Consider the following 15,164-nt stretch of genomic DNA (forward strand, 5'->3'; position numbering starts at 1 on the left):
ACCCCTTATGACGGAATCCGCCAAGCCGCCCCTGTACATCACCATGCACGAGCGCGACAACGTCGCGATCGTGGCCAACGACGGCGGCTTGCCCGCGGGCACCGTCTTCCCCTCGGGCCTGACCCTGCGCGAGAAGGTGCCGCAGGCCCACAAGGTGTCATTGGTCGACATCCCCGAAGGCGGCGAAGTGCGCCGCTACAACGTCGCCATCGGCTACGCGCTCAAGGACATCCCCGCCGGCAGCTGGGTGCACGAGCGCCTGCTGAAGATGCCCGCCGCGCGCGAGCTCGAAGGCCTGCCGATCGCCACCGTCAAGCCGCCCGAGATGCCGCCGCTGGAGGGCTTCACCTTCGAGGGCTTCCGCAACCCGGACGGCTCGGTGGGCACGCGCAACATCCTCGCGATCACCCAGACCGTGCAGTGCGTGGCCGGCGTGACCGACTTCGCGGTGCAGCGCATCAAGAAGGAACTGCTGCCCCGGTTCCCCCACGTCGACGACGTGGTGGCGCTGGAGCACACCTACGGCTGCGGCGTGGCCATCGACGCGCCCGACGCGGTCGTGCCGATCCGCACGCTGCGCAACATCAGCCTGAACCCCAACTTCGGCGGCGAGGTGATGGTCGTCAGCCTGGGCTGCGAGAAGCTGCAGCCCGAGCGGCTGCTGCCGCCGGGGAGCATCCCGCTGGTCGACGAGCGCAACGTGGCCGATGTGGGCGACAGCGCCGACAGCAAGCTCGACGTGGTGTGCCTGCAGGACGACGCGCATGTGGGCTTCATGTCGATGATCGAGTCGATCATGCGGCAGGCCGAGGAGCACCTGGAGCGCCTGAACGCGCGGCAACGCGAGACCGTGCCTGCGAGCGAACTGGTGGTGGGCGTGCAGTGCGGCGGCAGCGATGCGTTCTCGGGGGTCACGGCCAATCCGGCGGTGGGCTTTTGCACCGACCTGCTGGTGCGCGCGGGCGCCACCGTGATGTTCTCGGAGGTCACGGAGGTGCGCGACGGCATCGACCAGCTCACCTCACGCGCGACCACGCCGGAGGTGGCAGACGCCATGATCCGCGAGATGGCCTGGTACGACGCGTACCTGGACAAGGGCCGGGTGGACCGCAGCGCCAACACGACGCCGGGCAACAAGAAGGGCGGGCTCTCGAACATCGTGGAGAAGGCGATGGGCTCGATCGTGAAGTCCGGAAGCGCCCCGATCTCGGGGGTGATCTCGCCGGGCGAGAAGGCCAGGCAGAAGGGCCTGATCTACGCGGCGACGCCGGCGAGCGATTTCATCTGCGGCACGCTGCAGGTGGCCGCGGGCATCAACCTGCATGTGTTCACGACCGGGCGCGGGACGCCCTACGGCCTTGCCGAAGTGCCGGTGATCAAGGTCGCCACGCGCAGCGATCTGGCGCGGCGCTGGCACGACCTGATGGATGTGAACGCGGGCCGCATCGCTGATGGCGAGGTGACCATCGAGGAGGTGGGCTGGGAGCTGTTCCGTCTCATGCTCGACGTGGCCAGCGGCAGGAAGAAGACCTGGGCCGAGCAGTGGAAGCTGCACAACGCGCTGGTGCTGTTCAATCCGGCGCCGGTGACCTGAAGGAGAAAGCAAGCATGGAAGATCTCAAGGGCCGCAGCGTCCTCGTCACCGGCGCGAGCACCGGCATCGGCGCCGCAGTCGCCATTGGCTTCGCAGCACGCGGCATGCGCGTCGCGGTGCACTACAACAGTTCGGCCGATGCCGCGAACCAGGTCGTCGCGACCATCAAGTCGGCCGGCGGCGAGGCCTTCGCCTTGCAGGCCGACGTGCGAGACAGCGCCGCGATCACGCGCGTGGTGGAGGAAGCCAACGAACGCCTCGGCGGCATCGACGTGCTGGTCAACAACGCGGGCGGCCTGGTCAAGCGTATGCCGATCACGGAATTCGACGATCGCATCTTCGACGAGGTGTTGCACCTCAACGCGCGTTCGGTACTGGACTTCTGCCGCGAAGTGGTGCCGCTGATGCGCGCGCAAGGGCGTGGCGGCAGCATCATCAACGTGACCTCGGTCGCGGCGCGACACGGCGGCGGACCGGGCGCGTACCTGTATGCGGGTGCAAAGGGCTTTGTCAGCACCGCAACGCGCGGGCTCGCGAAGGAACTCGCCGGCGACAACATCCGCGTCAACGCGGTGGCGCCGGGCGTGATCCAGACGCCGTTCCACGATCGCTTCTCGACACCGCAGATGCTCGAATCCTTCAAGGCATCGATCCCGATGGCACGCATCGGCGAGCCCGACGAATGCGTCGGTGCTTTCCTCTATCTCGCCTCGCCGCAGCTCTCGGGCTACGTCACGGGCCAGATCCTCGAAGTGAACGGCGGGCAGTACATGCCCTGATCGCGTCACCCAACCCAACCATGAACAACAACGGAGACAGGACTTGAAATCGACATTGCTACGCAGCCTCGCCGCGGTTTCCGCCGCCGCCACCCTCGCTCTCGGTTTTGCAGCGCCCGCAGCCGCGGACGATTTCCCGAGCCGCACGATCGAACTCGTGGTGCCCTACCAACCCGGCGGTGGTACCGACGGACTTGCGCGCACCTTCGCGGACGCGAGCCGCAAGCACATGTCGCAGAGCATGGTGATCGTCAACCGTCCTGGCGCGGGTGGCGCGATCGGGTGGACCGAAGTGATCAACGCCAAGCCGGACGGCTACAAGCTCGCTGTGCTCACTGTCGAACTGCTGACGCTGCCGCACCTCGGCCTTGCCAAGTTCAACTACGACGACTTCCAGCCGATCGCGCAGCTCAACGCCGATCCGGCGGCCATCACGGTCAAGGCCGATGCGCCCTGGAACACCATCGAGGAATTCCTGGCGGCGGCCAAGAAGAACCCCGAGAACGTCCGCGTGGGCAATTCGGGCAACGGCTCGATCTGGCACCTTGCCGCCGCGGCGCTCGAAGACAAGACCGGCGCGAAGTTCGGGCACATCCCCTTCCAGGGCGCGGCACCGGCAGTGCTGGCGCTGCTGGGCGGGCACATCGAGGCCGTGGCGGTGAGCCCGGCCGAGGTATCGACGCACGTCCAGTCGGGCAAGCTCAAGATGCTGATGGTCATGGCTGACAAGCGCGTGAAGGGCTTCGAGAACGTGCCGACAGGCAAGGAGCGGGGCATCGACGTCTCCATCGGCACCTGGCGCGGGCTCGGTGCGCCGAAGAACACGCCGCCCGAAGTGATGGCCAAGCTGCGCGAGATCACCGCCAAGACCGCCGCCGAACCGATGATGCGCGAGGCCATGGACAAGCTCAATCTGGGCTACGTCTACACAGATGGCGCGGCGTTCAAGGAAACGCTGGCCAAGGACAACACCTACTACAAGAACCTCATCACCAAACTCAACATCAAGCCCTGAGGCCCACCGGGACACGCCCGGAGCGCCCCGAGGCCGCGCAGCGAATAGAACGACAACAACGGCGCGGCCCCTTTTCATCCTGGAGACATGTTCATGCAACGCCGCACCCTCTTGCACACCGCGCTCGCCTCGCTGGCCGGCGCCCTGCCCTCATTGGCCGCCTTCGCACAGGCCCAGTGGCCGAACGGCAAGACGATCACCTACATGGTCCCCTTCCCCGCCGGCGGCACGACAGACGTTCTGGCGCGGCTGATCTCGCAGAAGCTCGGCACCGCGCTCGGCGCCACCGTGGTGGTGGACAACAAGGGCGGCGCCGGCGGCAGCGTCGGATCGGAGATCGCCTCGCGCGCCGCGCCAGACGGGTTCACGCTGCTGGGCGGCACGATCAGCTCGCACGCGATCAACGTCAGCCTCTATCCGAGGATCGGCTACGACCCGCAGAAGTCTTTTGCGCCGGTCACGCTGATCGGCACCAATCCGGTGGTGCTGGTGGTCAACCAGGCGAGCCCGTACAAGACGCTGAAGGACGTGCTCGAAGCCAGCAAGGCGAAACCCGGCGGCCTGTCGTCGGCTTCCGCCGGCACCGGCACCTCGCAGCACCTCGCGCTCGAACTGCTGGCCTACAGGTCCGGCGTGAAGTTCACGCACATCCCGTACAAGGGCAGCGGTCCCGCGATCCAGGACGTGATCGGCGGCCAGGTGGACATGATGTTCGACACCACCGTCGTCGCCGGCCCGCACATCCAGAGCGGCAAGCTGCGTGCGATCGCGGTGACCTCGTCCAGGCGGCTGCCGTCGATGCCCGACGTGCCCACGGTCGCCGAATCGGGCATTCCGGGCCTCGAGAAATTCGAAGTGCTGTCCTGGCAGGCCATCTTCGTGCCCGCGGGCACGCCGGCACCGATCGTCGACCGCCTCCACAAGGAGATCCGCACCATCCTCGCGGAGCCCGAGATGCAGGAGAAGCTCAAGAGCTTCGGCATGCAGCCGGCCGACATGACGACCACGCAGATCGCCGCCTTCCAGAAGGCCGAGGTCGAGAAGTGGGCGCAGGTCATCAAGGCCGCGAACATCAAGCCCGAGTAACGGGGCACGGGCCGCCGCACGGACGGCCCGCCGTCCGACCCGGCCGGGCCCGGACCGGTCGATAGAATCGCCCACCGCTTTACCCGAGAACGCCCTTGTCCGATCGCTTCGCCGTCCTGCCGCAGTACCTGATCCCGAAGCAGGCATTGACCTCCTTTGCCGGGTGGGTCGCAGGCAAGGAGCGCGGCGCGGTGACGACCTGGATCATCCGGCGCTTCGTCGACAAGTACGGCGTGGACATGGGAGAGGCGCTGGACAGCGACATCGCGAGCTACCGGAGCTTCAACGAGTTCTTCACGCGCGCTCTCAAGCCCGGCGCGCGGCCGATCGCCGATGCCGATCTCGTCGCACCGGTGGACGGCGCGATCAGCCAGTTCGGCCCCATCGAGGGCGACCAGATCTTCCAGGCCAAGGGGCACCGCTACATGACCACCGCGCTGGTCGGCGGCGACGCGGCGCTCGCCGCGCGCTTCGAGCACGGCAGCTTCGCGACGCTCTACCTGAGCCCGCGGGACTACCACCGCATCCACATGCCGTGCGACGGACGGCTGCTGCGCATGACCTATGTGCCCGGCGACCTGTTCTCGGTCAACCCGGCGACGGCGCGCGGCGTACCGGGCCTTTTCGCCCGCAACGAGCGCGTGGTGTGCGTCTTCGAATCGGCACGCGGGCCGTTCGTGCTGGTTCTCGTCGGCGCGACCATCGTCGGCAGCATGGCGACCGTATGGCACGGCGTGGTGAATCCGCCGCGGCCCGGCGAGATCCGCGAATGGCGCTACGACGATCAGCAGGTCGTGCTGAAAAAAGGCGATGAGATGGGCCGCTTCCTGCTGGGATCGACGGTGGTCCTGCTGTTCCCGTCCCCGCCGGTGGCCTTCAATCCGGACTGGGCGCCTGCACGCCCCATCCGCCTTGGAGAAACCATGGCCAACTACGTGTCTGCCTGAACCCGCAAGCTCACAGCCCGCGACCCGCCTGCCTTCTCAGCTATTAAAGTTGTAGCAATCGACCTTCTGGGCTATAGTCGCCGCCCGGCTCGTGGGGTCACGGGCCTGTCACAAGAAGAAAGCAGCCACGCCGGCTGCCGTGTTCCCGAGGAGTCTGATGTCGATGAGTGGCAAGGAAAACGCGGCGATCAGCCAGTTGCTCGCGCTGCTGGAAGCCCGCTACGCCCTGCGCGTTCTCTGGGCCTTGCGCGACGGACACGCCCAGACCTTCCGCCTGCTGCAGGACAGCGTCGGCGGCATCACCCCGAACACGCTCAACACCCGCATCAAGGAACTGCGCGAAGCCGGCCTCGTCAGCCACGGCCATGAGGGATACAGCCTGACGCTGAGCGGGCAGGACCTGCTCAAGCGGCTGTCGGACCTGCAGGCGTTCGCCGCGAAGTGGCAGCAGGGCCAGGCCAAGAAGGCACCTGCGCCGTCACCGTAGGACGGGCCCACGGCGCCATGACCTGCAGGGCCGCCCTTGCGGCCTCGTTAAACTGCGCGGTTTCCTCCACATTCCACAGGAGCGCACCATGCCCACCACCCCCTCCGGCCTGCAGTACGAAGACACCACGGTCGGCGACGGCGCCGAAGCCAAGCCCGGCCACCACGTCCATGTGCACTACACCGGCTGGCTCTACAACGACGGCGTGCAAGGCGCCAAGTTCGACTCCAGCCGCGACCGCAACGACCCCTTCGCCTTCTCGCTCGGCGCCGGCCAGGTCATCAAGGGCTGGGACGAGGGCGTCGCCGGCATGAAGATCGGCGGCAAGCGCACCCTGATCATTCCGGCGTCGCTCGGCTACGGCGCCCGCGGTGCCGGCGGCGTGATTCCGCCGAACGCCACCCTCAAGTTCGACGTCGAGCTCCTGGACGCCCACTGACCGGCTCTCCGGAGCCGATGAAATGCGCCGTTTCCGGCGCATTTTTTTCTTGAAAACCCCGCGGCGGACCCCAGTTAGCTGCTTGTCGTTCGTTTTTCGTTGATTCCCGGCTTGGTTGCCGGCCTTTTGAGATGTCAGACCCGCAAAACACCCAACCGAATCCCGAGACCCTGCAAGGCGCCCCGAGCCCCGAAGAGCTGGAGGCAGCGCAGGCCGCCAACGAAGCCGATGCGATTGCCGCGGCCCAGGCCGAGATCGCCGCCCTGCAGGCCAAGAACGCCGAGCTCGCCGACCAGTTCCTTCGCGCCCAGGCCGACGTGCAGAACGCGCGCCGCCGCGCCGACGAGGAAGTCAGCAAGGGTCGCAAGTTCGCCATCGAAGGCTTCGCCGAAAGCCTGCTGCCCGTGCTGGACAGCCTCGAAGCCGGCCTCGCGGTGCAGGACGCCTCGGTCGAGCACCTGCGCGAAGGCACCGAAGCCACGCTGCGCCAGCTCAAGAGCGCGCTGGAGCGCAACAAGGTCATCGAGATCGCGCCGCCGGCCGGCAGCAAGTTCGATCCGCACCTGCATCAGGCCATCTCGATGGTCCCGGCGCCCGGCCAGGAAGCCAACACCATCGTCGGCGTGCTGCAGAAGGGCTACACGATCGCCGACCGCATCCTCCGCCCCGCCCTCGTGACCGTCAGCAGCCCGAGCTGAAAGCCAACAAGAAACCCACAGGAAAACCCCAACCGATCCCTTGAATCGCACGGGGTTATCCACAAGTTCACAACAACCTCATTTCAGATCCCTCAGGAGCAACAACATGGCCAAAATCATCGGCATCGACCTCGGCACCACGAACTCGTGCGTGGCGATCATGGAAGGCAACACGACGCGCGTGATCGAGAATTCCGAAGGCGCCCGTACGACGCCCTCGATCGTCGCGTACCAGGAAGACGGTGAAGTGCTGGTCGGCGCCTCGGCCAAGCGTCAGGCGGTCACGAACCCCAAGAACACGATCTACGCGGTCAAGCGCCTGATCGGCCGCAAGTTCGAAGAAAAAGAAGTCCAGAAGGACATCGACCTGATGCCCTACAGCATCACCAAGGCCGACAACGGCGACGCCTGGGTCGAAGTGCGCGGCAAGAAGCTCGCGCCGCAGCAGATCAGCGCCGAGATCCTGCGCAAGATGAAGAAGACCGCCGAAGACTATCTCGGCGAAACCGTGACCGAAGCGGTGATCACCGTGCCGGCCTACTTCAACGACAGCCAGCGCCAGGCCACCAAGGACGCCGGCCGCATCGCGGGCCTGGACGTCAAGCGCATCATCAACGAGCCGACGGCCGCAGCGCTTGCCTTCGGCCTGGACAAGCACGACAAGGCCGACCGCAAGATCGCGGTGTATGACCTCGGCGGCGGCACCTTCGACATCTCGATCATCGAGATCGCCGACGTGGACGGCGAGAAGCAGTTCGAAGTGCTGTCGACCAACGGCGACACCTTCCTGGGCGGCGAGGACTTCGACCAGCGCGTCATCGACTACATCATTTCCGAGTTCAAGAAGGAACAGGGCGTCGACCTCTCCAAGGACGTGCTCGCGCTGCAGCGCCTGAAGGAAGCGGCCGAGAAAGCCAAGATCGAGCTGTCGAACAGCGCCGCGACGGACATCAACCTGCCCTACATCACGGCCGATGCCTCGGGTCCGAAGCACCTGAACATCAAGCTCACCCGCGCCAAGCTCGAAAGCCTGGTGGACGACCTGATCGAGCGCACCATCGCGCCGTGCCGCACCGCCATCAAGGACGCCGGCGTCAGCGTGTCGGACATCAGCGACGTGATCCTGGTCGGCGGCCAGACCCGCATGCCCAAGGTGCAGGACAAGGTCAAGGAATTCTTCGGCAAGGATCCGCGCAAGGACGTGAACCCTGACGAGGCCGTGGCCGTCGGCGCCGCCATCCAGGGCCAGGTGCTCTCGGGCGACCGCAAGGACGTGCTGCTGCTGGACGTGACCCCGCTGTCGCTCGGCATCGAGACGATGGGCGGCGTGATGACCAAGATGATCACCAAGAACACCACGATCCCGACGAAGTTCGCACAGACCTTCTCGACCGCCGAGGACAACCAGCCGGCCGTCACGATCAAGGTGTTCCAGGGCGAGCGCGAAGTCGCCGCGGGCAACAAGCTGCTGGGCGAATTCAACCTCGAAGGCATTCCGCCGGCATCGCGCGGCACGCCGCAGATCGAGGTGAGTTTCGACATCGACGCCAACGGCATCCTGCACGTCGGCGCCAAGGACAAGGGCACCGGCAAGGAAAACAAGATCACCATCAAGGCGAACTCGGGCCTGTCGGAAGACGAGATCCAGAAGATGGTGAAGGACGCCGAGCTGAACGCAGCCGAGGACAAGAAGAAGGTCGAACTCGCCCAGGCGCGCAACCAGGGCGAGGCCATGGTCCACAGCGTGAAGAAGTCGCTGGGCGAACACGGCGGCAGCCTCGATGCCGGCGAAAAGGAAAAGATCGAAGCCGCGATGAAGGACGTCGAGGAAGCCGTGAAGGGCGAAGACAAGTCCGCCATCGAGGAAAAGACCAATGCGCTGATGGCCGCCAGCCAGAAGCTCGGCGAGAAGATGTACGCCGACGCACAGGCTGCCGCAGGCGCGGCCGGTGCCGCGGCTGGCGCGGGCCCGGAAGCTGCGAGCGCTCCGGCGGACGACAACGTGGTCGACGCCGAAGTCAAGGAAGTGAAGAAGGGCTGATTCCCGCGCCCTGATCCAAGGCTGGACCACCGCTCCAAGGTGGTCCAGCCTTTTCCGCTTCAAGCACCTGCTTCCGACGACCCCGCCCCGACCCCATCATGGCCACCAAACGCGACTACTACGAGATCCTCGGCGTCCCCAAGAACGCGAGCGAGGACGAAATCAAGAAGGCTTATCGCAAGCTCGCGATGAAGCACCACCCTGACCGCAACCACGGGGACTCCAGCAAGGAAGCGGAGGCCAAGTTCAAGGAGGTCAAGGAAGCCTACGAAATGCTGTCCGACGACCAGAAGCGCGCGGCCTACGACCAGTACGGCCACGCGGGTGTCGACCCGAACATGCGCGGCCCGGGCGCGGAGGGCTTCGGCGGCTTCGCGGAAGCCTTCGGCGACATCTTCGGCGACGTGTTCGGCGGGCGCGCAGGGGCACGCGGCGGACGCCAGGTCTACCGCGGCAGCGACCTGAGCTACGCGATGGAGATCACCCTCGAAGAAGCCGCGGACGGCAAGGACGCGCAGATCCGCATCCCGAGCTGGGACGAGTGCGGCACCTGCAAGGGCTCCGGCGCCAAGCCGGGCACCAAGCCGATCACATGCACGACCTGCCACGGCCAGGGCGCGGTCCAGATGCGCCAGGGCTTCTTCAGCGTGCAGCAGACCTGCCCGACCTGCCACGGCTCGGGCAAGATCATTCCGGAACCGTGCACCACCTGCCACGGCCAGGGCAAGATCAAGAACAACAAGACGCTGGAAGTGAAGATCCCGGCCGGCATCGACGACGGGATGCGCATCCGCAGCAGCGGCAACGGCGAGCCTGGCACCAACGGCGGGCCGCCGGGGGACCTCTATATAGAGATTCGCCTCAAGAAGCACGACATCTTCGAACGCGACGGCGACGACCTGCACTGCGTGGTGCCGGTGAGCATCACGACCGCGGCGCTGGGCGGCGAGATCAGCGTGCCCACGCTCAAGGGTCCGGCGGCGATCGACATCCCGGACGGCACGCAAAGCGGCAAGCAATTCCGCCTGCGCGGCAAGGGCATCAAGGGCGTGCGTTCGAGCTACCCCGGCGACCTGTACTGCCACGTGCGCGTGGAAACCCCGGTCAAGCTCACAGAGCACCAGCGCAAGCTGCTCAAGGAACTCGACGAATCCCTCAAGAAGGGCGGCGACAAGCACAGCCCGACCGACAAGGGCTGGTTCGACAAGGCCAAGGAGTTCTTCAGCTGATCTCGAAGCCGCCCTGCGCGCGCAGGCAGCGCGAGGTCGGCCCGGCGAGCAGCGCGACGAAGCGCTGGGCGAGCGCCGGATTGCGCGCGGTGGCGCTCACCGCCGCCGTGTAGACCGTCGCGAGCTCGAAAGCCTCGGGCAACGGCCCGGCCAGCGCGATGCCGGGCGTGTACTTGATTTCGGTGATCTGCGTGCAGCCGATCGCGCCGCGGCGCGGTTCCGCCGCCAGTTCGCGCATCGCGGTCGCGCCGTTCGGAAAGGTGCGAAGCCGCGCCGCCACATCGTTGGCAACGCCGAGCTTCGCCAGCACGGACGCGAAGTGGATGCCTGCGGTGGAACGCTGCGCATCGGGAAAGTAGATTGCGCTCGCGGCGAGCAGGCTGTCCCTCAGAGCCTCGGGCGTAGAAATCGCGGGCACCGGATCGCCCGCACGCACCGCGATGCCGGTGCGCACGCGTCCGAGCGGGGCCTCCGAGTCCACGATCAGCCGCCGCTCATCCTGCAGTTCGGCCACCATGGGCGCGGTGACGACCATCACGTCGCACGGCTCGCCGGCCAGCAGCGCTTCCTTCATCGCCCCCACCGCGCCGAAGCGCCCTTCGACCCTGGCGCCGGTCAGCTCCAGGAAAACGCCCTGCAATGCCTTGACCAGGCCCTGGGCCGCGCCCGCACAAAGAATGTTCATTGGTCTGCCTTCGCGCCAGAAATCTTGACGACGCGCGCCCACTTGGCGATGTCGTCGTTCATGTAGCGGGTGAAATCGGCGACGTTCATCGTCATCGGGGTTGCACCCTGTGCCTTCCAGGCGCGGATCACGTCGGGATTCGATGCGATCTTCACCACTTCGGCGTTGAGGCGTTCGACGATCGCGGGCGGAGTGCCCTTCGGCGCCATCAGCCCCAGCCAGATGGTCGCTTCGTACTTGGGCACGCCGGCCTGATCGACCGTGGGCACGTCGGGCATCACGGCGGAGCGGGCGAGGCCCGTGGTCGCCATCGCCTTCACCTTTCCGGCGCGCACGTGCTCGGTCATGGTCGGCACCGCGTCGAACATCATGTCCACCTGCCCGCCGAGCACGTCGGTGCGCGCGCCGGCGCTGCCGCGGTAGGGGATGTGCAGGATCGACACGCCCGCCATCGCCTTGAAGAGTTCGCCGGCCATGTGGTACGGGGTGCCCGGGCCGGACGAGGCATAGCTCAGCGCGCCGGGACGGGATTTCGCCATCGCGATGAGTTGCGCGAGGTCATCGACCGGCAGGCCGCTGCGGGTGACGAGCACCAGGTCGGAATAGTTGATCGCGGCGACCGGCGTGAAGTCGCGCATGAGTTGATAGGGCTTGTTCGGAATCAGCGACTCGTTGACCGTGTGCGCGTTGGACATCAGCAGCAGCGTGTAGCCGTCCGCAGGGCTCTTGGCGGCGGCATCGGTGCCGATCACCGAACCGGCGCCGGGACGGTTGTCCACCACGAAGCCCTGGCCGAGCACTTCCTGCAGCCGGTTGGCGACGAAGCGCGCATACACGTCCGCCGGGCCACCGGCCGCAAAGGGCACGATGACGCGGACCGGACGGGTGGGGTAGTCCTGCGCATCGGCCCATGGAGGCGCCACGACCAGTGCGGCGGCAAGCCAAACACGCGAAATCCCATGCCTCATTGCTTTGTCTCCGGATTTCAGGCGGGTGGCCCGCCCTGATTGGTATCGATTGGTATTTCAAGCCGCCAATCGAAAACCAATATAGCGAGCCCCCGGAAAGGGGTCAATGCAGGTCCGGGTTAGTCCGCAAGCCGATGTGGGGCGGGCGCCAATCAGAAGCCGAGCAGATTCCGGCGCACGTGGACCAGATGCCCGAGGCAGAGCTCCGCAGCCCGCGCGCTGTCGCGATCCTTCAGCGCCGCCACGAGGTCGCGATGCTCGCGCTGGTATTCGAGTCGGCGCTCGGGCGTGGCGCTGCGGCGCTTGAGCATGCCCCACTCGCTTTGCGCCCGGACCTCGTTCATGCGCTGGAACACGGCGGAAATGAAACTGTTGTGCGCGGCATTGGCGATCGCCTCGTGCAGCTTGCCGTCCCACCGCTCGAACTCCTCGATGGTCGCTGCCGCCTCGCCCTTGTCGCAGCACTGGTCCATCCTCTCGAAATCCGCGGCAGTGGCGTTGCCGATCACCATCGCGATGATCGCAGGCTCCAGCACGAGGCGGGCACTCATGAGTTCCGCCGGACTGGTGGCGAGCGGCGATTCGCCGCTGCTGATAGCCGCCAGCGCACGTCCGACTTCATGGCTGACATAGGTGCCGCTGCCGACCGTCTGCGTGATGAGGCCGCGGGTCTTCAGGTCGCCGAGCACCCGCCGCACCGTCGTCCGGCTCAGTCCGAATTGCCCGCAGAGTTCGCGCTCGGTGGGCAGCCGGTGGCCTGCACGCCAGGCGCGCGACTTCAGGTTCTCGAGGATCGCTTCCCGCAGGGTGAGGGCACTGTGCACGATGGCAGAACAGGATGAGTGGGGTGGGAGGCACCGATCGTATCAACGTCGTTGCAGGAGCCGGACGCTATTGTGCATTTGGTATCTGATTGGTAGCATTTGGTCGTCAAGAGGAGATCATTTTGCGCATAGCCACCTATCAATATCAAGGCCGCCGCCAGGTCGGCCTCGTCTCAGCCGACGGCCAGACGGTGTCACCATTCCAGATCGAAGCCCCACGCGCCCGCCGCGGCGCACTTTCGCTCATCGAGGCGCAGGCCGCCGGCGAATCCCGGCTGCCGGCCACCGGCGAGGCCGTGCCGCTCAGCGCCATCCGGCTCGAAGCACCGCTGCCCATGCAGCGCCGCAACATCTTCTGCGTGGGGCGCAACTACCACGCGCATGCGAAGGAATTGTCGGGATCCGTGTTCAAAAACAGCGCTGCCAAGGTCGATTCATGGCCGATCGTGTTCACCAAGGTGCCGGAATGCGTGATCGGCCCCAACGACGAGGTGCACCTCCCGGGCGAGGCGATCTCGGCTCAGATCGACTACGAGGCCGAACTGGCGGTGGTGATCGGCAAACCCGGCCGCAACATCACGCGCGCATCCGCGATGTCGCACGTGTACGGCTACACCATCGTCAACGACGTCACCGCCCGCGACGTGCAGATGCGCCACCAGCAGTGGGATCTGGGCAAGTCCTTCGACACCTTCTGTCCGATGGGCCCGTGGATCGTCACCGCCGACGAACTCGACGGGACCGATACCCGGGTGCGCTGCTGGGTCAACGGGGAAGCGCGGCAGGACGGCCAGACCACCGACCTGATCTTCGACATCCCGACGCTGATCGAAACCTGCTCGCGCGGCATCACGCTGAATGCGGGCGACGTGATCGCGACCGGAACGCCCGCTGGCGTCGGCATGGGCCTCACACCGCCGCAGTACCTCAAGTCAGGTGACGTGGTCCGTATCGAGATCGACGGCCTGGGCGTGCTGGAAAGCCGGTTCGTCTGAGCGCCGATCCAACACAACAAGACGGAGACAACATATATGAACGCATCACGACGCACGCTGCTGCAGACGGCGCTGCTCGCGGCCGCAGGAATCGGCGCCACGCCAGCCGGCCTGGCGCAGGGCGATTGGCCCCAGAAGCCGATCACCATGATCGTCCCCTTCCCGCCCGGCGGCGTGGCCGACACGGTAGCCAGGCCGGTGGCCGAGGCCCTGTCACGCGAACTCAGGCAGCCGGTGGTCGTCGACAACCGAGCGGGAGCCGGTGGCGCGGTGGGCATCGGTTTCGCCGCCCGGGCGCCGGCAGACGGTTACACAGTGCTGCTCAGCCTGTCGTCGATCTCGATCCTTCCGGAAGCCGACGCGATCCTGGAGCGCAAGCCCGCCTACCAGATGAACCAGTTCAGGCCGATCGCGCGCTTCACGGCCGATCCGACCGTGCTGGTGGTGCGCGCCGATGCACCATGGAAGAGCCTGGCGGAGTTCATCGCCGACGCACGCACCAAACCGGGCACTTACAACTACGGCAGTTCCGGCAATTACGGCACCATGCACGTGCCGATGGAGATGCTGAAGAACGCCGCCGGATTTCGCATGACGCACATTCCGTACACCGGCGCGGGGCCCGCGGTGATGGCCCTGCTCGCCGGCCAGGTGGATGCAGTGGCGAGCGGACCGGCTACCGTGGTGCAGCAAATCAACGCCGGCAAGCTGCGCGCGCTGGCGCATTGGGGCGATCAGCCGCTCGCGGCGTTGCCGGGCGTGCCCAGTCTGCAGCAGGCAGGATACGACGTGAAGTTCGCGCAGTGGTCGGGACTCTTCGTTCCGGCCGGGACGCCGGACGAAGTGGTTCGCAAGCTCCGGGCGGCTTCGGCCAAGGTTGCGGCAGATCCGGCGGTGGCACAGGTGATCGAAAAGGCGGGCAGCCCGCTCGCGTACCTCGACGCGCCCGCGTTCCAGACCTACTGGAATGCAGATGCAAGCACCATGACGGAAGCGGTCCGGAAGATCGGCAGGGTCGAGTGAGCGCGATCTTGGGCAGCGCCTTGAACCGCAAGAAAAAAAAGCCGGCCATCGGCCGCCTTTTTTGTTGCGCGCCGCCGTCTATGAATATGCAGAGCGATTGTCGCGCTATCCACGTTTATTCGTATGCCGCTGACTCACGACGCGCGTTCATTGAAATAGAGCGTCAGGAATATGGAAAGAACCGACAGGTGCACACGACGAATCCCGACACGGCCGGCCCCTCTGTGCGCACGACGATCACGACAACAAGCCCATCGTGCACAACTCAGTGAGTTCGCGATGCCCGCAACTTTTGCGCTGAACTTTCAAACTTCGTGTGGTTCTTATCCCAAAAGCAATTTGCTCGAAGCGCTC

At 66.2% G+C, this 15,164-nt stretch carries 15 protein-coding genes; 12 read left to right on the top strand and 3 right to left on the bottom strand.

Annotation, left to right across the window (positions count from 1 at the left end):
* Positions 1 to 7: 7 nt before the first annotated feature.
* The 10 genes from garD to dnaJ all read left to right on the top strand — a co-directional run bounded on the left by garD (position 8) and on the right by dnaJ (position 10,315).
* The gene (gene garD / locus WKW77_RS15695; protein WP_340357781.1) at positions 8 to 1,594 is read left to right on the top strand and encodes a galactarate dehydratase; all 1,587 of its coding nucleotides are present in this window, start codon (positions 8 to 10) and stop codon (positions 1,592 to 1,594) included.
* Between the two features lie 14 nt (positions 1,595 to 1,608).
* Complete coding sequence (locus tag WKW77_RS15700) at positions 1,609 to 2,373, top strand: SDR family NAD(P)-dependent oxidoreductase (protein ID WP_340357782.1); 765 nt, start codon at positions 1,609 to 1,611, stop codon at positions 2,371 to 2,373.
* A 43-nt stretch (positions 2,374 to 2,416) separates the two neighbouring features.
* Positions 2,417 to 3,388 (top strand): tripartite tricarboxylate transporter substrate binding protein, encoded by a 972-nt coding sequence (locus tag WKW77_RS15705; protein ID WP_340357783.1) that lies wholly within the window; start codon positions 2,417 to 2,419, stop codon positions 3,386 to 3,388.
* A gap of 93 nt (positions 3,389 to 3,481) precedes the next feature.
* Positions 3,482 to 4,474, top strand: a complete 993-nt coding sequence (locus WKW77_RS15710) for a Bug family tripartite tricarboxylate transporter substrate binding protein (RefSeq protein ID WP_340357784.1) — start codon at positions 3,482 to 3,484, stop codon at positions 4,472 to 4,474.
* 95 nt (positions 4,475 to 4,569) lie between these two features.
* Positions 4,570 to 5,421, top strand: coding sequence for an archaetidylserine decarboxylase (gene asd / locus WKW77_RS15715; protein WP_340357785.1), 852 nt, complete (start codon positions 4,570 to 4,572; stop codon positions 5,419 to 5,421).
* A gap of 163 nt (positions 5,422 to 5,584) precedes the next feature.
* Entirely contained in the window at positions 5,585 to 5,908 is a 324-nt protein-coding gene (locus WKW77_RS15720) for a winged helix-turn-helix transcriptional regulator (RefSeq protein ID WP_093169486.1), read from the top strand.
* Positions 5,909 to 5,996: 88 nt separating this feature from the next.
* A complete protein-coding gene (locus WKW77_RS15725) occupies positions 5,997 to 6,347 on the top strand; it encodes an FKBP-type peptidyl-prolyl cis-trans isomerase (protein WP_184525760.1) in 351 nt (116 codons plus the stop codon).
* Positions 6,348 to 6,478: 131 nt separating this feature from the next.
* On the top strand, positions 6,479 to 7,045 hold the full coding sequence (gene grpE, locus WKW77_RS15730; protein WP_340357786.1) for a nucleotide exchange factor GrpE: 567 nt from the start codon (positions 6,479 to 6,481) through the stop codon (positions 7,043 to 7,045).
* A gap of 106 nt (positions 7,046 to 7,151) precedes the next feature.
* The gene (gene dnaK / locus WKW77_RS15735) at positions 7,152 to 9,086 is read left to right on the top strand and encodes a molecular chaperone DnaK (protein ID WP_340357787.1); all 1,935 of its coding nucleotides are present in this window, start codon (positions 7,152 to 7,154) and stop codon (positions 9,084 to 9,086) included.
* 98 nt (positions 9,087 to 9,184) lie between these two features.
* The gene (dnaJ, locus tag WKW77_RS15740; protein WP_340357788.1) at positions 9,185 to 10,315 is read left to right on the top strand and encodes a molecular chaperone DnaJ; all 1,131 of its coding nucleotides are present in this window, start codon (positions 9,185 to 9,187) and stop codon (positions 10,313 to 10,315) included.
* On the opposite strand, the gene WKW77_RS15745 is transcribed toward dnaJ, so the two are convergent.
* The 3 genes from WKW77_RS15745 to WKW77_RS15755 form a co-directional block, all read right to left on the bottom strand.
* Entirely contained in the window at positions 10,308 to 11,000 is a 693-nt protein-coding gene (locus WKW77_RS15745) for a molybdate ABC transporter substrate-binding protein (RefSeq protein WP_340357789.1), read from the bottom strand. The two genes, dnaJ and WKW77_RS15745, sit on opposite strands and share 8 nt — an antisense overlap.
* The gene (locus tag WKW77_RS15750; RefSeq protein ID WP_340357790.1) at positions 10,997 to 11,968 is read right to left on the bottom strand and encodes a tripartite tricarboxylate transporter substrate binding protein; all 972 of its coding nucleotides are present in this window, start codon (positions 11,966 to 11,968) and stop codon (positions 10,997 to 10,999) included. Before WKW77_RS15750 ends, WKW77_RS15745 begins: the two co-directional genes overlap by 4 nt.
* Before the next feature lie 152 nt (positions 11,969 to 12,120).
* Positions 12,121 to 12,792 (bottom strand): FadR/GntR family transcriptional regulator, encoded by a 672-nt coding sequence (locus WKW77_RS15755; protein ID WP_340357791.1) that lies wholly within the window; start codon positions 12,790 to 12,792, stop codon positions 12,121 to 12,123.
* A gap of 122 nt (positions 12,793 to 12,914) precedes the next feature.
* Between WKW77_RS15755 and WKW77_RS15760 the strand changes: the two genes are divergently transcribed.
* Together WKW77_RS15760 and WKW77_RS15765 are read left to right on the top strand one after the other, a co-directional pair.
* Entirely contained in the window at positions 12,915 to 13,787 is an 873-nt protein-coding gene (locus WKW77_RS15760) for a fumarylacetoacetate hydrolase family protein (RefSeq protein ID WP_340357792.1), read from the top strand.
* Positions 13,788 to 13,823: 36 nt separating this feature from the next.
* Positions 13,824 to 14,810 (top strand): tripartite tricarboxylate transporter substrate binding protein, encoded by a 987-nt coding sequence (locus WKW77_RS15765; protein WP_340357793.1) that lies wholly within the window; start codon positions 13,824 to 13,826, stop codon positions 14,808 to 14,810.
* Positions 14,811 to 15,164 lie beyond the last annotated feature (354 nt).

The sequence above is a fragment of the Variovorax ureilyticus genome, assembly GCF_037889935.1.
In the GTDB taxonomy this organism is placed as follows: domain Bacteria; phylum Pseudomonadota; class Gammaproteobacteria; order Burkholderiales; family Burkholderiaceae_C; genus Variovorax; species Variovorax ureilyticus.